Raw genomic sequence first — 18491 nt, forward strand, 5'->3', positions numbered from 1 at the left:
ACTGTATAAAAAGACAGGTAACTCATGAAGCCGTTAACCCCTCGCCAACAACAAGTGTTTGATCTGATCAAAACCCAGATTGAGCAAACCGGAATGCCACCAACCCGCGCAGAAATTGCTAAAGAACTCGGTTTTCGTTCAGCGAATGCGGCGGAAGAGCACCTCAAAGCGCTAGCGCGTAAACAAGTGATTGAAATGGTGCCAGGAGCATCACGTGGGATCCGCATTCTCGTCGATCATGCCGCCAATCAAGAAGAGATAGAAAGCGGCCTGCCCTTAATCGGTCGAGTGGCGGCCGGAGAACCGATCCTCGCTCAAGAGCATGTCGAAACTCACTATCAGGTCGATCCCAACATGTTTCGCCCTCATGCCGACTTTCTGCTCCGCGTACATGGCGAAAGTATGAAAAATATCGGTATTCTTGATGGTGACCTCTTAGCGGTCCACAAAACTCAAGATGTGCGTAATGGTCAAGTCGTCGTGGCTCGAGTCGAAGATGATGTCACCGTAAAACGCTTTGAGCGCAAAGGCGCCAAAGTGCGACTGCATGCTGAAAACGAAGAATTCGCGCCAATTGAGGTCGACTTAACCGCACAATCATTGACCATTGAAGGTATTGCCGTCGGTGTGATTCGCAGCAGTGACTGGATGTAACAGCGTTAGGATCCCCACCATTAAATAATAATGCCCATGTGCCATTTTCAACCATGGCGATGGGCTTTTATCTCGCGGTATATCTCCATAAGTTAAGATCTATAACACTTCAAGTCCGCAGGCCACACCAATCACAATTGCCCCGATTAGCCACTCAGCATAGCTGATCTAACGGCGCTCAGTTACACTAACCGCCAATCTAGATTGAGGTTTGGGTGTGTCATTGATCTTGCAAACTCTGCAACAAAAAAGCGTCCATCGCCAAGTATTAGCGATCGCTTTACCTATGGTGTTATCAAATATTACCGTACCACTGCTTGGTTTAGTGGACGCGGCGGTGATTGGCCACCTCGAACATGCTTGGTACTTAGGTGGCGTGGCACTGGGCAGCACTATGATTGGCGTCACCTTTTGGTTGCTCGGCTTTCTGCGCATGTCGACAACCGGTCTCTCCGCCCAAGCCCATGGCGCTCAAAACCCACAGCAACTTGGGCAAGTATTACTGCAAAGCAGCGTGATCGCACTTGGTTTAGCCGCGCTCTTTTTACTGGTGCATCGCCCGATCGCTGAGCTGATTTTCCAATTCAGCACCGCCAGCCTGCCAGTCAAAACTCAAGCGGCAAACTATTTCTATCTTCGCGCTTGGAGCGCGCCAGCGGCACTGCTCAATTTGGTGTTGTTAGGCTGGTTACTCGGCACTCAAAATGCTCGTGTGCCAATGTGGATGGTGATCATCATTAACCTGACCAATATTGCGTTCGATCTCCTGTTGGTACTTGGCTTAGATTTAAAAGTTGAAGGCGCCGCGATGGCATCGGTGATCGCCGACTATACGGGTCTGATGTTTGGCCTGATGTTTGTCATTCGCTACTGGCGACAGCAACAGCTGCCTGCACCACTCAGCTTATTAACCACATTAGGTGCGCAACTATCACGTTTAGCCACCCTAAACCGAGATATTTTTCTGCGTTCACTCTGTCTGCAAGCAGTATTTAGCTTTATGACCTTTCAAGGTGCCGCCCTCGGCGATCAAACCGTGGCAGCCAATGCGGTCTTGATGAGTTTATTGATGATCATTTCCTACGGCATGGACGGATTTGCTTATGCGATGGAAGCGATGGTCGGCAAAGCGATAGGTGGCAAAGATAACCAGCAACTACGCGCTTCGATGATAGGTAGCACTTTTTGGGCGCTGCTGATCTGTGCACTACTTAGTCTACTTTTCTTTAGCTTGGGAACGCAGATCATTCAGATCATCACCAATATTCCCAGCGTACAAATCACTGCGGCTACCTATTTACCTTGGCTGGTGGCAATGCCGCTGATCTCCGTGTGGTGCTTTTTACTGGATGGGGTGTTTATTGGCGCGACCAAAGGGCGAGAAATGCGCAATAGCATGGCGATCGCGGCGGTGAGTTTTTTTGCGCTTTATTGGCTGAGTGCCGATCTCGGCAATCATGCGCTGTGGTTTGCCATGCTCAGCTTTATGGCGCTACGCGCTATCACCTTAGGCATCACGCTCTATCGCCAGTGGCGATCAGGAACTTGGTTGTGGCAGTAAAAAATCGGGGCACATTGTGTGCCCCATGCATGCCATAACCGCTGCCTGCTAATCCTCAGCTGAGGGGGGGGTGGCATTGTCTCGAGTATAAAATCTGGCAAAAAACAGCCCGACTTCAAATAACAAACACATCGGTATCGCCAGCAAGGTTTGCGAAATCATATCTGGTGGCGTCAAGAACATGCCCACCACAAACGCCCCAACGATAATGTATGGCCGTTTTTGCGACAGGCTACTTGGCGTGGTGGCACCGGTCCAACACAGTAAAATAATCGCCACCGGCACTTCAAAGGCAATCCCAAAGGCTAAAAACAGCGCCAACACAAAATCGAGATAGCTGGCAATATCGGTAGCGAACTCTACGCCACTTAAGGAAATCGCCGTGAAAAAACCGAACACTAATGGAAAAACCACAAAGTAAGCAAACGCGACCCCACAGTAAAACAGCAGTGAACTTGAAACCAACAGTGGAAAAATTAACCTCCGCTCATGCTTATACAATCCTGGCGCGACAAATGCCCAGACTTGATAAAGAATAAATGGCACTGAAATAAATACCGCGGCAATCAAGGTCAGTTTCAACGGGGTGAAAAACGGTGACGCCACATCGGTTGCGATCATCGTGGCCCCAGCCGGCAGCCTTTCCACTAGCGGTTTGGAGACAAATTGGTAAATCTCATTGGAAAAATAGATCAAACCAATAAACACCACCACCACCGCCGCAACGGCTTTCAGTAGACGATCACGCAATTCCAATAAATGGCTGATTAAAGGTTGGGGTTGTTCAACGGAAGACATGCAAACCTCATGTAGCAGATCAAAAAAGAGTTATCGCATCGAGGATAACTCTTTGTGAAGACAGTTTAGTTTGGGAAGACAATCGAGTCAGCGCACATCGCTTAATCGGTCTTGTTAACCGGCGCTGGCGCGACACTCTCAAGATGCGGATCCGGCTCAACAACCACATCCTTCTCACCACTCACAGAGTCGGATTGGGTGTCATTGGCTGATGGATCCGCATAAGGGCGCTGTACTTGCTGCGCGGCTTGCTTGAGTGATTCGACCGATTGTTGCAGCTCTGGCGATAAATTTTGCATCCCCATCTGCTCGGCTTTGCGCAGGTTTTCTTGCAGTTCCTGCACTTTCAACTCGCGCGCCAGCTCGTCTTTAACGCTATTAGCCATGCTTTTCGCCGTGGAGACAAACTTAGCAATGCTGCGAATCGCATGCGGTAATCGCTCCGGACCGAGCACCACCAGTGCCACAATCGCGATCAACACCAGCTCCCAAAAACCGACATCAAACACGATTTAAGCCTGCTCTTTGTCTTTTTTCACTTCAGCGGTCGCATTGGTTTGCGGCTGCTCAAGGTTTTTGGTTGCAAAATCAGCATCTTTCTGTTGATTGGCGGTTGTGGTGTTTGCTTCGTCTTCCGACATCGCTTTCTTAAAGCCTTTGACCGCACTACCTAAATCACCACCAATACCACGCAGTTTCTTGGTGCCAAACAGCAATACCACGATAACGGCGATGATAAGAAGTTGCCAAATACTGATACCACCCATTTTTTTTACCTCGGGTTATGTGAATAAATCTTCGAACACCACCAAGCGCGATTGCGCTACTGACGGTAAGCTCGCCAACTGAGCAGCCAACATAACGCGCCAAACGCTGCGCTACCGATAGCCAATAATTCTAACTGATTGGAGATCCATATCGCTGAGCATACGGCGAATGTTGCTCCAACACCAAATAAAAACTTCGCCGTTCCCTGCTGACGTTTTGATTGTCGATAGCCTTGATAAAAGCTCTCTAAACGCTGATTCAGATTACGACCTTGCTTTAAGCTGTCATACAATAATTCTGGCAGCTCAGGCATTTTTTCAAACCATAGTGGTGCCCGCTCTTTCAGCGTATGCCAAAAGGCTTGTGGCCCAACCTGATTGGCCATCCACTGTTCCAAAAATGGTTTAGCGGTTTGCCACAAGTCAAGTTGAGGATAGAGCTGACGCCCTAAACCTTCAACATACAACAGTGTTTTTTGCAGCAAAACCAACTGCGGTTGCACTTCCATATTGAAACGCCGCGCAGTGTTAAATAGATTAAGCAGCACATGACCAAACGAAATTTCACACAACGGCTTGGCAAAAATCGGCTCGCATACCATGCGGATCGCGACTTCAAACTCATCAACATTGGTATCCAGCGGAACCCAACCTGAATCGACATGCAACTGGGCCACTCGGCGATAGTCGCGATTGAAAAAAGCCAGAAAGTTTTCGGCCAGATAACGTTTATCTGCGCTATTGAGTGTACCCACGATGCCGCAATCCAAACCGATCCATTGCGGATTATCAGGATGTGCTGGATTGACGAACACATTGCCAGGATGCATATCAGCATGAAAAAAACTGTCGCGAAAAACTTGGGTGAAAAAAACCCTAACCCCGCGTTCAGCCAATAATTTCATATTGGTGCCATTGGCGTGCAATCTCGCCAAGTCAGAGACTTGGATGCCATATATTCGCTCAGAGACCATGACGGTTTGATTACAAAACTCGGTAAAGACTTCTGGTACATACAGCTCTTCACTGCCAGCAAAGTTGCGACGCAACTGAATCGCGTTAGCGGCTTCACGGCGTAAATCCAACTCGGCAAGCAAAGTTTGCTCATATTCGCGTACCACTTCAACCGGTTTTAAGCGGCGCGCCTGCGGCAATGCTTTCGCCACAATACGTGCCACGCGATACATCAGTTTGAGATCCGCATCGATTTGCCGATGAATATCGGGGCGGATCACTTTCAGCACCACATCGCGGCCATTACTTTTCAGCTTGGCGGTATGTACTTGAGCGATGGAAGCAGAGGCTAACGGTTTAAGATCAAACTCATCGAACCAGGTTTCCAGGGCTGCGCCCAGTTCTTGCTCCATCAGTTGTTTGGCTTGCAGGCCATCAAATGGGGCAACTTTGTCTTGCAGCATCGACAATGGATCGGCGATGTGTGGCGGGAACAGATCGCGCCGAGTTGACATCATTTGGCCAAACTTAATCCATACCGGACCCAGTTCTTGCAGTGCTAAACGTAAGCGCTCCCCCAACGGCAGCTCGCTATGCTGATTACGTAACCAGAATAGACATTTACGAACCAGCAGTGGCGTGCGCGTCAAATGATGGTTGGGCAACAACTCATCGAGGCCATATTCCAGTTGTACTTTGATTATGCGGTATAACCGTTTCAACTCTGCTGGTTTCATGCGGATCCCAATAACTGGCTGATGCGTGCTTCTAAGCGAGCGGTGTGACTGGTGAGCTCATCGACCTGATCACAAAAATAGGCAATTTCCAATGCGGGAGGGGCAATTCGCCACTCTTCGGTGAGTACTTGAGCCAAATGATGTTGAGATTGCGACGCTTGCCGTTTCAAAGTTTCAGCCATGCTTTTAACACTATGAACTAAGCTATGTGCCAGCACGTCACCGATCATGCGCGATAACCACTCTTCAATATCAGGCCGACAATCGCTGATCAGCGCTGCAAATTTTTGCGCCAATTGCAGATCACCTTCCAATTGCAATTGATCTTGCTTAATCAGTTGGGTGATATTTTCTTGCTCGCGCAGTTGCCGCAAAATCGAAAGATCGAACGCCAAATAGCAATCTGCTTGACCTTCAAAACCGGTCATTACATCAATTTGCTGACTGAATACAAAAGTCACCGTTTGCTGCAATTCACGCAGATGCAGTGAAATCACCTTACCTTTGAGACGTTGCCGTTGGCGGATTAAACCGGGATCGTCACTGATCAGCGTGTTGAGCGTCGTTTCAAGCAGCGCAGTGAGCAGCGGTGCGAGTGGCATGGTCGCAAGCAATGACATAGCAGCCCTTAAAATTTGTAACCACGATGCAGCGCCACAATGCCGCCGGTCAGGTTGTAATAGGTAGTTTGTTCAAAGCCAGCCTGTTCCATCATGCCTTGCAAAGTGTCTTGATCAGGATGCATGCGGATCGATTCGGCAAGGTAGCGATAACTGTCGGCATCGTTAGCGATCAATTGTCCCATCTTAGGCAGAATATGAAATGAGTAGGTATCGTAAAGTTTAGACAGCGGCTCTAAGATCGGCTTGGAAAATTCAAGCACCAACAAACGACCACCCGGTTTCAATACACGAAACATCGAGCGGAGCGCTTTATCTTTATCGGTCACGTTACGCAGACAGAAACTGATAGTGATACAGTCAAAATAGTTGTCCGGAAACGGTAACTCTTCCGCATTAGCCTGCACATAATGCACATTACCGACAATGCCACTGTCGCGCAGTTTATCGCGTCCCACATTCAGCATTGAGTTATTAATATCCGCAAGGATGACATGACCTTTATCACCGACGATACGTGAAAACTTAGCGGTTAAGTCACCCGTGCCACCACCTAGATCGAGAATGCGTTGTCCAGCACGCGCTCCAGAGCAATCAATGGTAAAGCGCTTCCATAAACGGTGAATACCACCCGACATCAAATCATTCATGATGTCGTACTTGGCCGCTACCGAATGAAATACTTGCGCGACTTTGTGGACTTTTTCGTCTTTAGGTACGGTAGTAAAACCAAAATGAGTGGTTTCTTGATAGTCTGGCTCAGTGTTTACGAGCACGTTGGTGTCGGTCATTGTTTTTCCTCTCTGGCCGTCATGGCAACGGCAACTGCGGGCAGTTAGTTTACTTTATCCTCAATCGGATGTCTTTCTACTAAAGGGGCATTTTCCATTTCCGCCGTGTGTTGCGCACGATCAATCAAAGGCTGGGCAATCGAGCGTTTGATCTCCACCCCAAGCTGCTTAAAACTTTCCGCTTGACGGATCGCGTTGCCACGCCCGGTGACCAACTTACTCATGGCTCCTTGATAGCTCTGATTGGCTTTATCTAGCGAGCCGCCCAGTGCTTGCATATCGTCAACAAATAAGCGCAATTTATCGTACAACTTGCTGGCTCGCTCTGCGATCACCTGAGCATTTTGATTTTGCCGCTCATTGCGCCATAGATTATCAATGGTGCGCAGTGCCACCAACAGAGTGGTTGGACTGACCAAAATAATGTTCTGCTCCAGCGCGTCTTTAACTAAGCTGGGATCGGCCTGAATCGCAACTTGGAACGCTGGCTCAACCGGAATAAACATCAGCACATAATCAAGGCTCTGAATGCCTTGCAACTGATGATAATCTTTTTGGCTTAAGCCACGAATATGGTTTCTCAGCGCAAGTAAGTGCTCACCTAAGGCGCTATCACGCTCACTATCGGTTTGCGCATGGAAGTAGCGCTCATAAGCCACCAAGGCCATTTTTGAATCAACCACCACTTGCTTATTTTGCGGCAGGTAAACAATCACATCCGGCTGATAGCGTTTACCGGCTTCGTTTTGTAAGCTGACTTGGGTTTGGTATTCATGGCCTTCACGTAGCCCAGATTCAGCCAGCACTCGCGCCAGCACCACCTCACCCCAGTTTCCTTGCTGCTTGTTATCGCCTTTTAATGCTTGGGTTAGGTTAAGCGCCTCTTGCGCCATCTGTTCATTGAGGCGCTGCAAGTTACGCAATTCATGCACTAAAGTATGGCGCTCTTTCGCTTCGTGATTAAAACTGTCATTGACCTGTTTTTTAAAGCCTTCTAACTGCTCTTTCAGTGGGGTCAACAAACCTTGCAGACTCTGGCGGTTTTGCTGATCAACGCTGATGGTTTTGTGCTCGAAGACTTGATTGGCTAACTGCTCAAACTGCTGCTTGAGGCGCTCTTCCGCGCGCTCCAGCAATTGCAATTTTTCTTGGCTTGCCAGCAACTGTTGTTGATGACGCGCTTCTTGTTCGCGTAATTGACTATCTAGTTCGGCATTAGCCGCACGCAACTGATTGAGTTGATCCGCATACTGCTGGCGCTCTAGCTTCACATCCTCGAAGTAACGCAGTTTTTCCAGCACCGCCATTAACTTGCCATGCAGCTGCTTTAGCTCAAACTCATTTTTATCACGTAGATTATCTAATTCATCTAACTCGTGCTGCGCATTAGCCAGTTGCTGGTTAAGCTGCTGCATCTGCTGGGCATGCCAACCGTTTTGTTGTTCAAGTTGCTGAGTCAGCAGTTGTGTTTTCAATTGATAACGCTGCTTCATCCACCAACCTGCGGCCATCCCAGCCGTGCTAGCACTCACTAACCCAGACCACAATGCGGTTTGATTTTCAAAAATCCATTGCATGTTGAACACTTACGGTGATTTATCTCGCTAACAAGGGTATTTCGACACTGGATAAATGTCCAGTTGGTTACGAATTTATTAACACCAAAGCAGCACAATCTACCCTAGCCTCAGCTTATCCAGCGAGCTTTAACTCGCATTTTACTTAAACCCACTGGCCCGCTACGTAGCCACTCGACCACGCCCATTGAAAGTTATAGCCGCCAAGCCAACCAGCGACATCCATCACTTCACCAACAAAGAACAGTCCTTTGACGGTTTTACACTCCATGGTTTTTGAAGAGAGACAATCGGTATCAACGCCACCTAACGTCACTTCGGCAGTGCGGTAACCTTCGGTGCCGTTTGGCACGATAGACCAGCTCTGCAAACGGCTTTGCACCACTTCCAACTCTTGCGGGGTATATTGTTTGAGTGGTTTATCGGCAAACATTTTTCGCTCAATCAACACTTCGACTAAGCGCTTAGGCAGCAGTTTGGAGAGGGTGTTTTTCAGGCTTTGATTTGGATGGTTTTGTTTCTCATCACGCAATAGCTGTGCTAAGTCAACTGAAGGTAACAAGTTAGTGGTAATAGTTTGACCCGGCTGCCAATAGGAAGAGATTTGTAGCACGGCAGGCCCGGATAAGCCGCGATGAGTAAACAGCAAAGCTTGTTTGAAGCTTTGGCCGCCTTGCGTGCTCATTTCGACGGGGATCGCAATTCCTGATAATGGCGCGAAATCTTGTTTATCTTGCACATGCAATGTAAACGGCACTAAACCGGCGCAGGTGCTGATCACTGGCAAGCCAAACTGCTCAGCAATTTTGTAGCCCAATGGAGTCGCGCCCAGCTTGGGCATCGACAAACCACCGGTTGCTACGACCAGCGAGCTGCATTGAATGGCTCCGAGTGTGGTTTGCAGCGCAAACCCCGATTCGATTTGGCTTATCGCACTAATCTCAACTTGATAATGCTGCTCAAGATTCGGTTGATTACATTCGCTCAGCAGCATATCAACGATCTGTTTCGCTGAATCTAAGCAAAATAACTGGCCATGTTCACGCTCTTCATAATCAATAGCATATTTACTGACTAGCGAAATGAAATCCCAGTTACTGTATTGGGAGAGTGCCGATTTCACAAAGTGTGGGTTTTGGCATACATAATTCGCTGCCGACACCTCATAGTTGGTAAAATTACAGCGACCACCGCCAGAAATGAGAATTTTTCGTCCCGGTTTTTTGGCATGATCGAGCAGTAACACTTGGCGGCCTCGCTGCGCTGCTTGCGCGGCACACATTAAACCTGCAGCACCAGCACCAATTATCACTACGTCAACTTTCTTGCTCATTACCGCTCTCTCATCCCATAAAAAAAGGATGTGCTGAGTGCACATCCTTACTCATTTTGGCGGTTATTGTAGCGGCAAACCACTACGATGCCAACGCGATACCAAGTGCGGTTTAACGCGGCAGGCTAAAGCATAAAGGCAACAACCGTTGTGAGCACCAGCAAAGAACCGGATAATACAAACAGTTCACGCACTCGATCACATTTACCAATAAACAGCGGATCATGATGATGATGATACTCGCGACTTTTCAGGTAATGATACAAACGCACCTGCTTAGTCATATTGCCATGAGTAGTAAAAAAACCGCGTCCATCGACTTGTTGATACAGTAGCGGATGCGCTTCACGCATGATGTAAAGCAACGAACGCAGCGCGGTAACATAACGCACCACATTAATTGCCGTAACACTCATAAGCGCCAATAGAATGGTATCTGCACCGATCATCTTTTCCTCCTTACACCTGGTGTTCAGCATGCCCGGAGTAAAAGATCACCACTTTAAGCTACCTCGTGGCTTATTTCACTCAGCAGGGACATCCATCACCGAAGATGGGCCTTTTTTCGCCAATGCTAAAAGATCTTTATCGATAAAGAACAGTGCCTTACCATCTTCACCGACCAGCTCTAGCTTATCTAAAATCCCTTTAAACAATTTCTCTTCCTCGTGCTGTTCAGCCACGTACCACTGCAGGAAGTTAAAGGTTGAGTAATCTTGGTTGCTAAACGCCACATGGGCCAGTTTGTTAATCTGTTGGGTGATCTTCTGTTCGTGTTGATAAGTCTCGCGAAACACCTCACCCAGTGAAGCGAAATCGTGGCGCGGTGCGGCGATGGCACCAAGAATGGGGAGCGCCCCAGTTTCGCTCACATAGGTAAACAAACGTTGCATGTGCTGCATTTCTTCCACGGCATGTGCACGCAAAAATGCAGCCGCACCGTCAAAGCCTTTGTCTTCACACCAAGCACTCATCTGTAAGTATAGATTGGATGAAAAAAATTCTAGGTTAATTTGCTGATTGAGATGCTCAACCATCGCTTGCGACAACATAAAAAGCTCCTAATTTACGCCGACTGTTTACACAAACTATAGCATGGCCACTGGCTATTGTAGTCGTTGCTCAAGCCAGCACGATCAAACTGAGATCGCTGCGACAAAAAATTACAGCCGCCAGTGCTACGCTGTATTAAGTCACCCGAACAGGAGCCTGAACAATGAGTTATCAACATCTTTTGGTCGCAGTCGATCTCTCTGAAGATAGCAAACTACTGGTTGAGAAAGCGGTGGCACTGGCCAAACCGCTTAATGCCGCCATTTCATTTATCCATATCGATGTAAACTATGCCGAGCTGTATACCGGTCTAATCGATATTAATTTGGCGGAAACCCAACACCATTCAATGGAGTCATCACTCACGCAATTACAAAGTCTGGCGCAGCATGCCGATTACCCGATCAAGCATACGTTAGTCGGCAGTGGTGATTTAAGTAATGAACTGTGTGAAACCATCAATGAATTTAATGTTGACCTGCTGGTGTGCGGCCATCATCAAGATTTCTGGAGCAAACTGCTCTCTTCCACGCGTCAATTGATCAATAGCTCACCGGTGGATATGTTGGTTGTACCACTCAACGACTGACGAACAGAAAAGACTCAGGTAGACTGCCATTTTCCATTCCTTTTATCGATGGCGTTATGGTTTATCTTTCTGCAGTCACCCTGTTATGGGCGTTTTCGTTTAGCCTGATCGGCGTTTATCTTGCTGGTCAGGTTGATGCTTGGTTTGCCGTTTGGATGCGTGTCGCGCTAGCTAGCCTAGTTTTTATTCCTTTCCTGCGTATTCAAGGCGTACCACGTGCCTTGATTGGCAAATTGATGGCGCTGGGTGGCATTCAGTTGGGCTTGATGTATTGCTTCTATTATCAATCTTTCTTGCTACTCTCCGTTCCGGAAGTACTACTGTTCACCGTATTCACACCGATTTATGTCACGCTGATTTATGATTTGCTCCATCGGCGTTTTTCACCCTGGTATCTACTAACCGCTTTGGTTGCGGTACTTGGCGCAGTGCTAATCAAATTCGCGGCAATTAGTCCGCACTTTTTCGCAGGTTTTCTGGTCGTGCAAGCCGCCAACCTTTGTTTTGCGATTGGCCAAGTCGGCTACAAATATGTGCTTGAACAGCAGCCGATCCGCCTGCCTCAACATAGCGTATTTGGCTATTTCTATCTGGGGGCTTTTGTCGTCGCCAGTGGTGCTCTGTTACTGTTTGGCAATGTAAAACAACTGCCTACCACTCAACTGCAATGGGGCATTTTGCTGTATTTGGGGCTAATTGCATCTGGACTGGGCTATTTTGCCTGGAATAAAGGCGCATGCATGGTCAATGCTGGAGCCTTAGCGATTATGAATAATGCTTTAGTGCCGGCAGGTTTGGTGGTCAATATTCTGATCTGGAATCGCGATGTAGATTTGCTGCGTCTTTCACTCGGTGGTGCAGTGATCTTAGCTTCGCTGTGGCTTAATGAAACTTGGGTAAAACGTCGTGTAGAGCGTGATTATCAACGCCAATACCCTCAATAATTGGAGCAATGCACAGGACCCAAACTCATCTCAGTTGAGCCTGTTCTTCAAACCATCACCACCACCACCGCCCAAGGAGGTGGTGATGGGATGGCAATAAAACATAGTGGATCAATGACAGCTTAGTGCATACCAGCGGGCTGCGCACTTGGTTGAGTTCTCTGTGGATGGATTTTCTCAACTTTACTGGCTAACTTGTGCTGCTTTTTGATCAGCTTACGCTGTCTTTTCAACAGTTTTTCTAGTTTTTTGTCAAACTTCTGCTGCTTAGTAGCACCTTTCTTAGGCTCTACCGCGCAAGCCGCAACCGACAATTTGGTGTTAGCCGCAGTCGCTAATGCTTGGCTGCTGAGTGATTGTGGTTTGCACAGATACTTTTTATCTGCAGCAACGCGAGCGCAGCTACGACATAAAAATTGTGGTGATACCACCAACCGTTCAATCTCGCCCAGCGAGGTCACAAGCTCACTGCGACTCAGTTTGCATAGACGTTTAGCCACGTTAGCGCTCCAACTAAAATACGAACTATTCTCAGCTGCGGATATTACGTGGTTCACCCAAAAATACAACACCGATCCAGTAATATCGATCTCACTAAATCATGCCAGACTAAGCCAAAATCGTTATTCACTGTCCATCGCAGCAAGGACATAAACATCAAAACGGTTTTTCTTGGTTTCAATCACCATAGTCGGCGGCTGCTGTTGCAGCCATGGTGCGTAGTCAGGTCGTTTGACTACTACCCGCTTACGAGCCAGTTGCAATGCGGGATCAAGTAAAGCATCCGCATCATTGTCTGCCCCCACCAACGATTGAAAAACTCGCATCTCTTTTTTAACCAACGCGCTTTTTTTCTTATTGTCTGGATGTGGGTACATGGGATCGAGATAAATGACATCCGGTGCCACAAAATTTGGATCCTCCGCCAGTCGCTGCAATGCGGTATGACTTGATGCATGCAACAGACACATACGCTCACTGACCCAAGCACCGATTTCGCTGTCTTGCTTGGCGCGTTGTAAGCCATCTTCCAACAATGCCGCGACCACAGGATGGCGCTCCACCATCTGCACTCGACAACCCAAGGAAGCCAATACAAAAGCATCTCGCCCTAAACCCGCCGTCGCATCCAGTACAACTGGTGTTACTCCTTTATTGAGGCCAACTGCTTTAGCAATTGACTGCCCTTTACCACCACCAAATTTGCGGCGATGGGCGACCGCACCTGCAACCCAATCGACATAGATCGCCCCAAGTTTGGGTTCATCTAATTTGCGCAATTCAAGACGCTGCTCACTCAACACCAGAGCAAATAGACTGTTATCGCTCGCTTGTAGTTGCCAACGACTAGCAATCTGCTCTAACTCTTGTGCGCGGTGTGGCGCTTCGCAAATCAATTGAATTAACAAAGGAACTCCGAAAACCGAGAAAAAACGGCACTCAGTGTAGCGGATTTTGTCAGTAAACCCTACGCTTTCTCTTGCAGTGATTTCACCGTCACAAGCCCTCAGCACAAGTCAGCGCAAAACTTCCCTAACCGCACAATAATGGTAACATCAAGCCTCGCTATCGCCTGTCGGCATCACGGAGTATCAGGAACATAATGCAAACTAAACTCGATGATCTGGATCGCGCCATTTTGAAGATTTTGATGGACGACGCTCGCACGCCCTATGCCGAAATGGCTAAACAATTTAATGTAAGCCCAGCAACCATTCACGTGCGAATTGAAAAGATGAAAGCTAGTGATGTCATTCAAGGCACAGAAGTGGTGGTTAACACTAAAAAACTCGGCTACGACGTTTGCTGCTTTATTGGCATTAATTTGAATGCGGCGCGCGATTACCACTCTGCACTCGCCAAACTAAACGCACTCGATGAGGTGGTGGAAGCTTATTACACCACTGGAGCCTATAATATTTTCGTCAAACTGATGTGTCGTTCAATTGAAGAGCTACAGCATGTGTTGATTGACAAGCTGCAAGCGATTGATGAAGTACAGTCCACTGAAACATTGATCTCATTACAAAATCCCATCAATCGCAACGTCAATCCCTAACCAGTTAGCCGATACCGATATAAATCGTCTGGCTACTTAAGTTAATAACATGAAACAAAAGATAACGCTGTCGGTGATAGCTGCCGTTAACGTTTTTTGAGGTAATCGAGTAGTTCTTCAGCAGAAATGCCTTGTTGCACCAGCTGCTTAGCCATAGCTTCAACTTGCTCGCCTTTGCGCGATTCGATAACTTGCTGGAACTGATAAATCAAATCGCGCAGTACAGTCAGAGGGACTTGTTTAGCGGCGCTACGAATACGTTCGCTGCTTTGATTGCCTAATTCATTAAGCAATTTTCCATACATCACCTTTTCTGGAGATTCTTCTAGCTGCTCTAGAATGCGAGCCATTTCATAGGTGGTTAGAGACATAGTGTTTTGGATTCCAAACGGTTAGTCAATCGTGAAAAGGCCAACAATATACACAGGAAGCACACTGAGTAAAATAGCCTTGGTACGCATTTTTTCAGCGCCATACTGCTTCATCTTTAGTAATCACCACCAGAATAAATAAACAACCAACACCAACCACTCTTATTTCAACCGATCACACCCGTTGATGTGCTAGACCAAAGCTCAAGTGATAGCCAGATATTTGCGCAGCACAGCTAAAAAGAGTAGCTTATTCTTTCTCGTTCACTCACAACCCATTGAATAGTTGTAAGCGATAAAACAACGGACTGTTTTGAAAAAGGATTATCTCAGATGCCAAACTGTCATACTCAGCGCCTCGCCGATTTTCGTCTCTGGCTGCACACTCAACAACTCGACGCGTTTATTGTGCCTCATGAAGATGAGTACCTCGGTGAATATATTCCCGCGCATAATGAGCGGTTAAATTGGCTAACCGGTTTTACTGGCTCGGCGGGCGCTGCAGTCGTCACCACCAAGCATGCCGCCATTTTTGTTGATGGTCGCTATACCGTACAAGTACGCAAACAGGTAGCAGCCGAACAGTTCGCCTACCATCATCTGATTGAAGAGCCCTATCTCGCTTGGCTAATCAAGCAGCTTCCTGCTAGATCCAAGGTCGGCTATGACCCTCGAATGCATCGTGGTAGTTGGCTCACGCAAGCGCAAAAACAGCTAGCAGATCATCAGATTACCTTATGCCCCGTAACAAGCAATCCGATTGATCAACTGTGGTATGACCGGCCAGCGCCAGCAGTATCTGAAATGCGTTTGATGCCATTGGCAAGCGTAGGACAAACTAGCTTAGCCAAGCGTCAGTTGATCGCCAAAACCCTCGCAGATAAACATGCCGATTGTGTAGTGTTAACTGAGCTAGATTCGATCGCTTGGCTGCTCAACATCCGCGGTTTAGATGTATCACGCTTACCGGTTTTACTCTGTCACGCCATCGTCCACCGTGATACCAGCGTCGATTTTTTCCTCGACCCAACACGCTTGGCCATCGGCTTTGCCTCGCATGTTGGCGGCACGGTGCGTGTTCATCATCCTCATCAACTGGAGCCACAGCTACGCCAATTATCCACTCATCGAGTGATGATTGATTCTGCCACTAGCAACGCTTGGTTGACCCTTACTTTGCAAAATAGCGGCGCGCAACTGATCAATGATAGTGATCCTTGCTTACTACCAAAAGCGGCAAAAAACAGTACCGAAATTGCAGGTATGCAAGCTTGTCATATCCGTGATGGTGCGGCGATGGTACATTTTCTTGCTTGGCTTGATAGTGAAGTGGCTAACGGCCAGCTACATAACGAAGCACTACTGGCCGCGCAGCTCGAAACATTCCGCCGCCAAGATCCAACTCTGGTCGATCTCAGTTTTGACACGATATCAGCCGCTGGTACTAATGCAGCAATGTGTCACTACAATCATCAAAATCAACCAGAACCAGGGCAACTGACACTCAATAGCCTGTATTTAGTCGATTCAGGTGGCCAATACCTTGATGGCACCACAGATATCACTCGCACGATAGCAATTGGTGAAGTGAATGCGGAAATGAAGCAGCAATTTACTCTCGTGCTTAAAGGTCATATTGCTCTAGCTCGCGCGCGCTTCCCCAAGGGCACCACTGGATCACAACTTGACGTATTGGCTAGACAACATTTGTGGGCACACGGTTATGACTATGATCACGGCACGGGGCATGGTGTGGGCCACTTCTTAAGTGTGCATGAAGGTCCGCAGCGGATTTCAAAAGTAGCGAATAACGTAGTTCTACTTCCAGGCATGGTGTTATCGAATGAGCCTGGTTATTACCGGACAGATGCATTTGGGATCCGGATTGAGAACTTAGAATTAGTAACTGAATTTGCGACTCAGGGTGATTATGCGATGCTTGGTTTTAAATCTCTCACCCGTTGTCCAATCGATAAACGAGCCATTGTAGTAGATTGGCTAACCAAGCCAGAGTTGAACTGGCTTAATCAATATCATCAAACGGTATGGCACGAAGTCAGTCCTCTGATCCACGATGAGCAGACTCGCCACTGGTTAGCTGAAGCTACGTCACCGCTCACCCATACATAACTAATTGGTTTCAGTAATAACATTAGATAAGAAAACCGCCAATAAGGCGGTTTTTTTGGTTTATCAGCCATCGATAATAGAATAGGGTTCGGAATTAAGTATATGTTTCACGTGAAACATCCTGAGTCTAACATATCGCGGCTCGAGCAAGAGACAATGCATATTCGAGCGGAAAATCCGAGACCAAAGTCAATAAAATGTAAACTAGGAGCTGATGTTGCCGATCACTAAACGTTATGAGTCCTGCAGTAGTATTTCGGCCAGCAATTTATCCTTTGACCAATAGCCGAGCACTTTTGCGAATAATGTGACGCTAACAGCGGTGATATTGGTCCGGCTACTGCCCATTCTCATATTCTTCAATTAAGTTGTGTCAGCTATCGCTTGAAAGATAAATGTCGTTGGGGAGTAATACCTGAGTGAAGTGGATCAGTTTTCTGTGCTCGTTGACAGATCCCAAAGAAACCGTTTTAACTAGATGGCATGTCGATAAATGGCGACATTATAATAGCAAAGCTTATCGGCTGGCCAAGTAACATACTTGAGTCTCTGTTCAACTTTTTATTAACCAGTAAAAACCCAACCATGCAGCAGAAATACTCAATAGAACGTTCAAAAGGATATTTGCTGCCATCTTCACAAACGCACCTTGCTGCATTAAAAATACATTATCGATTGAGAAAGTAGAAAAGGTCGTCAATGCCCCAAGAAAACCAAAGCCAATGACTGCTTTCCATGGATAGGGACTTAACCATTCATTTTCAATACATGCGATAAGTAGCCCCATAATAAATGAACCGATAACATTCACTGCTAACGTACCAATCGGGAAACCACGTCCAAACAGGGTGATACATATTTCAGAAACCAAGAAACGTGCACACGCCCCTAGCGCACCACCTAATGCAATAAAGCCCAATACCGATAACGACATAACAAGCACCTCCCAATTATTCTAAACACTTATTAGCATAACTTAGTCAAGGCTCTACGAAAATGCTTTCTCATTAGCAGCATATGATCCAACTGAAAATCATATTTTACTAAGTTACGAGAAATCCTTAATTCACGATAATTTCTATGCATGCTTTATTCTTGTGCAAAGCGAATATGTATATCCACAACTATTGAGCAGTTCACACAAATATGGCGAACAAAATACATACCGGTAATATCAAGTAAATCAATTTTGCATGAGCGACGGCCATTCCAGCACACAGCTAGATCTGAATCCCGTAGAGCAAAAATATACAGTATATGTAATTGATTTTTGGAAAGCGTGGAGAAGGAGAGCAATATACACAGCAGATAAAATTATTAATTTTTCAACTTGATATAAACAAAAACCTCAGCATTTCTGCTGAGGTTAAAATATGGCAGGGGTGGAGAGATTCGAACTCCCAACACGCGGATTTGGAATCCGCTGCTCTGCCAATTGGAGCTACACCCCTGTAACTTTTACAAGCTAAAACTTTAAATAAGTGGCGGAGCGGACGGGACTCGAACCCGCGACCCCCGGCGTGACAGGCCGGTATTCTAACCAACTGAACTAC

General features: G+C 47.1%; 20 protein-coding genes and 1 tRNA gene. 6 read left to right on the forward strand and 15 right to left on the reverse strand.

The features are described from left to right. Positions 1-24 precede the first annotated feature (24 nt). Together lexA and dinF are read left to right on the forward strand one after the other, a co-directional pair. Positions 25-654: a transcriptional repressor LexA gene (lexA, locus tag PUN32_RS11455; protein ID WP_166014042.1), complete on the forward strand. Its 630-nt coding sequence runs from the start codon at positions 25-27 to the stop codon at positions 652-654. Between the two features lie 217 nt (positions 655-871). After that, positions 872-2215 carry an MATE family efflux transporter DinF gene (gene dinF, locus PUN32_RS11460; protein ID WP_274723347.1) on the forward strand — a complete coding sequence of 448 codons (1344 nt, stop codon included), beginning with the start codon at positions 872-874 and terminating at the stop codon, positions 2213-2215. A gap of 48 nt (positions 2216-2263) precedes the next feature. Here dinF and tatC read toward each other — a convergent pair whose 3' ends face one another. The 10 genes from tatC to ftnA all read right to left on the reverse strand — a co-directional run bounded on the left by tatC (position 2264) and on the right by ftnA (position 10844). Then, on the reverse strand, positions 2264-3013 hold the full coding sequence (tatC, locus tag PUN32_RS11465; RefSeq protein WP_274723348.1) for a twin-arginine translocase subunit TatC: 750 nt from the start codon (positions 3011-3013) through the stop codon (positions 2264-2266). A 101-nt stretch (positions 3014-3114) separates the two neighbouring features. Beyond that, entirely contained in the window at positions 3115-3522 is a 408-nt protein-coding gene (gene tatB, locus PUN32_RS11470; RefSeq protein ID WP_274723349.1) for a Sec-independent protein translocase protein TatB, read from the reverse strand. 3 nt (positions 3523-3525) lie between these two features. Then, positions 3526-3780: a Sec-independent protein translocase subunit TatA gene (gene tatA, locus PUN32_RS11475; RefSeq protein WP_274723350.1), complete on the reverse strand. Its 255-nt coding sequence runs from the start codon at positions 3778-3780 to the stop codon at positions 3526-3528. A 56-nt stretch (positions 3781-3836) separates the two neighbouring features. Further along, entirely contained in the window at positions 3837-5471 is a 1635-nt protein-coding gene (gene ubiB / locus PUN32_RS11480; RefSeq protein ID WP_274723351.1) for a ubiquinone biosynthesis regulatory protein kinase UbiB, read from the reverse strand. Further along, positions 5468-6073, reverse strand: a complete 606-nt coding sequence (locus PUN32_RS11485) for a ubiquinone biosynthesis accessory factor UbiJ (RefSeq protein ID WP_274723364.1) — start codon at positions 6071-6073, stop codon at positions 5468-5470. Before PUN32_RS11485 ends, ubiB begins: the two co-directional genes overlap by 4 nt. Positions 6074-6099: 26 nt before the next feature. Then, positions 6100-6882, reverse strand: coding sequence for a bifunctional demethylmenaquinone methyltransferase/2-methoxy-6-polyprenyl-1,4-benzoquinol methylase UbiE (gene ubiE, locus PUN32_RS11490; RefSeq protein ID WP_274723352.1), 783 nt, complete (start codon positions 6880-6882; stop codon positions 6100-6102). A 44-nt stretch (positions 6883-6926) separates the two neighbouring features. Continuing rightward, on the reverse strand, positions 6927-8459 hold the full coding sequence (gene rmuC, locus PUN32_RS11495) for a DNA recombination protein RmuC (RefSeq protein ID WP_274723353.1): 1533 nt from the start codon (positions 8457-8459) through the stop codon (positions 6927-6929). A 145-nt stretch (positions 8460-8604) separates the two neighbouring features. Beyond that, complete coding sequence (locus PUN32_RS11500; RefSeq protein ID WP_274723354.1) at positions 8605-9792, reverse strand: BaiN/RdsA family NAD(P)/FAD-dependent oxidoreductase; 1188 nt, start codon at positions 9790-9792, stop codon at positions 8605-8607. Between the two features lie 125 nt (positions 9793-9917). Then, a complete protein-coding gene (gene uspB, locus PUN32_RS11505) occupies positions 9918-10241 on the reverse strand; it encodes a universal stress protein UspB (RefSeq protein ID WP_166014033.1) in 324 nt (107 codons plus the stop codon). A gap of 75 nt (positions 10242-10316) precedes the next feature. Beyond that, positions 10317-10844, reverse strand: coding sequence for a non-heme ferritin (gene ftnA, locus PUN32_RS11510; RefSeq protein ID WP_166014032.1), 528 nt, complete (start codon positions 10842-10844; stop codon positions 10317-10319). 164 nt (positions 10845-11008) lie between these two features. Between ftnA and PUN32_RS11515 the strand changes: the two genes are divergently transcribed. Further along, the gene (locus PUN32_RS11515) at positions 11009-11434 is read left to right on the forward strand and encodes a universal stress protein (RefSeq protein WP_166014031.1); all 426 of its coding nucleotides are present in this window, start codon (positions 11009-11011) and stop codon (positions 11432-11434) included. A gap of 56 nt (positions 11435-11490) precedes the next feature. Beyond that, entirely contained in the window at positions 11491-12378 is an 888-nt protein-coding gene (locus PUN32_RS11520; protein ID WP_274723355.1) for a carboxylate/amino acid/amine transporter, read from the forward strand. Between the two features lie 122 nt (positions 12379-12500). Here PUN32_RS11520 and PUN32_RS11525 read toward each other — a convergent pair whose 3' ends face one another. Both PUN32_RS11525 and PUN32_RS11530 read right to left on the reverse strand, forming a co-directional pair. Further along, entirely contained in the window at positions 12501-12878 is a 378-nt protein-coding gene (locus tag PUN32_RS11525) for a hypothetical protein (protein WP_274723356.1), read from the reverse strand. 123 nt (positions 12879-13001) lie between these two features. Beyond that, positions 13002-13787, reverse strand: a complete 786-nt coding sequence (locus PUN32_RS11530; RefSeq protein ID WP_274723357.1) for a class I SAM-dependent methyltransferase — start codon at positions 13785-13787, stop codon at positions 13002-13004. Positions 13788-13981: 194 nt separating this feature from the next. Between PUN32_RS11530 and asnC the strand changes: the two genes are divergently transcribed. After that, complete coding sequence (gene asnC, locus PUN32_RS11535) at positions 13982-14437, forward strand: transcriptional regulator AsnC (RefSeq protein WP_166014027.1); 456 nt, start codon at positions 13982-13984, stop codon at positions 14435-14437. Positions 14438-14523: 86 nt separating this feature from the next. Here the strand turns inward: asnC and tsrA are convergent, their stop codons facing one another. Continuing rightward, complete coding sequence (gene tsrA / locus PUN32_RS11540; RefSeq protein WP_274723358.1) at positions 14524-14808, reverse strand: H-NS-like global regulator TsrA; 285 nt, start codon at positions 14806-14808, stop codon at positions 14524-14526. A 333-nt stretch (positions 14809-15141) separates the two neighbouring features. On the opposite strand from tsrA, the gene PUN32_RS11545 reads away from it, so the two are divergent. Continuing rightward, positions 15142-16938 carry an aminopeptidase P family protein gene (locus PUN32_RS11545; RefSeq protein WP_274723359.1) on the forward strand — a complete coding sequence of 599 codons (1797 nt, stop codon included), beginning with the start codon at positions 15142-15144 and terminating at the stop codon, positions 16936-16938. Between the two features lie 553 nt (positions 16939-17491). Here PUN32_RS11545 and crcB read toward each other — a convergent pair. Next, complete coding sequence (gene crcB / locus PUN32_RS11550; RefSeq protein ID WP_274723360.1) at positions 17492-17872, reverse strand: fluoride efflux transporter CrcB; 381 nt, start codon at positions 17870-17872, stop codon at positions 17492-17494. 440 nt (positions 17873-18312) lie between these two features. Beyond that, positions 18313-18389 (reverse strand) — tRNA-Trp (locus tag PUN32_RS11555). Positions 18390-18491: the final 102 nt, after the last annotated feature.

The sequence above is a fragment of the Vibrio chanodichtyis genome (assembly GCF_028863985.1).
Lineage (GTDB): Bacteria > Pseudomonadota > Gammaproteobacteria > Enterobacterales > Vibrionaceae > Vibrio > Vibrio chanodichtyis.

Excerpts from the sequence above, each read along its gene's own strand:
- lexA (WP_166014042.1), top strand. The coding sequence starts at position 25 with ATGAAGCCGTTAACCCCTCGCCAACAACAAGTGTTTGATCTGATCAAA.
- tatC (WP_274723348.1), bottom strand. The coding sequence starts at position 3,013 with ATGTCTTCCGTTGAACAACCCCAACCTTTAATCAGCCATTTATTGGAA.
- tatA (WP_274723350.1), bottom strand. The coding sequence starts at position 3,780 with ATGGGTGGTATCAGTATTTGGCAACTTCTTATCATCGCCGTTATCGTG.
- ubiB (WP_274723351.1), bottom strand. The coding sequence starts at position 5,471 with ATGAAACCAGCAGAGTTGAAACGGTTATACCGCATAATCAAAGTACAA.
- PUN32_RS11485 (WP_274723364.1), bottom strand. The coding sequence starts at position 6,073 with ATGCCACTCGCACCGCTGCTCACTGCGCTGCTTGAAACGACGCTCAAC.
- ubiE (WP_274723352.1), bottom strand. The coding sequence starts at position 6,882 with ATGACCGACACCAACGTGCTCGTAAACACTGAGCCAGACTATCAAGAA.
- rmuC (WP_274723353.1), bottom strand. The coding sequence starts at position 8,459 with ATGCAATGGATTTTTGAAAATCAAACCGCATTGTGGTCTGGGTTAGTG.
- PUN32_RS11500 (WP_274723354.1), bottom strand. The coding sequence starts at position 9,792 with ATGAGCAAGAAAGTTGACGTAGTGATAATTGGTGCTGGTGCTGCAGGT.
- uspB (WP_166014033.1), bottom strand. The coding sequence starts at position 10,241 with ATGATCGGTGCAGATACCATTCTATTGGCGCTTATGAGTGTTACGGCA.
- ftnA (WP_166014032.1), bottom strand. The coding sequence starts at position 10,844 with ATGTTGTCGCAAGCGATGGTTGAGCATCTCAATCAGCAAATTAACCTA.
- PUN32_RS11515 (WP_166014031.1), top strand. The coding sequence starts at position 11,009 with ATGAGTTATCAACATCTTTTGGTCGCAGTCGATCTCTCTGAAGATAGC.
- PUN32_RS11520 (WP_274723355.1), top strand. The coding sequence starts at position 11,491 with ATGGTTTATCTTTCTGCAGTCACCCTGTTATGGGCGTTTTCGTTTAGC.
- asnC (WP_166014027.1), top strand. The coding sequence starts at position 13,982 with ATGCAAACTAAACTCGATGATCTGGATCGCGCCATTTTGAAGATTTTG.
- tsrA (WP_274723358.1), bottom strand. The coding sequence starts at position 14,808 with ATGTCTCTAACCACCTATGAAATGGCTCGCATTCTAGAGCAGCTAGAA.
- PUN32_RS11545 (WP_274723359.1), top strand. The coding sequence starts at position 15,142 with ATGCCAAACTGTCATACTCAGCGCCTCGCCGATTTTCGTCTCTGGCTG.
- crcB (WP_274723360.1), bottom strand. The coding sequence starts at position 17,872 with ATGTCGTTATCGGTATTGGGCTTTATTGCATTAGGTGGTGCGCTAGGG.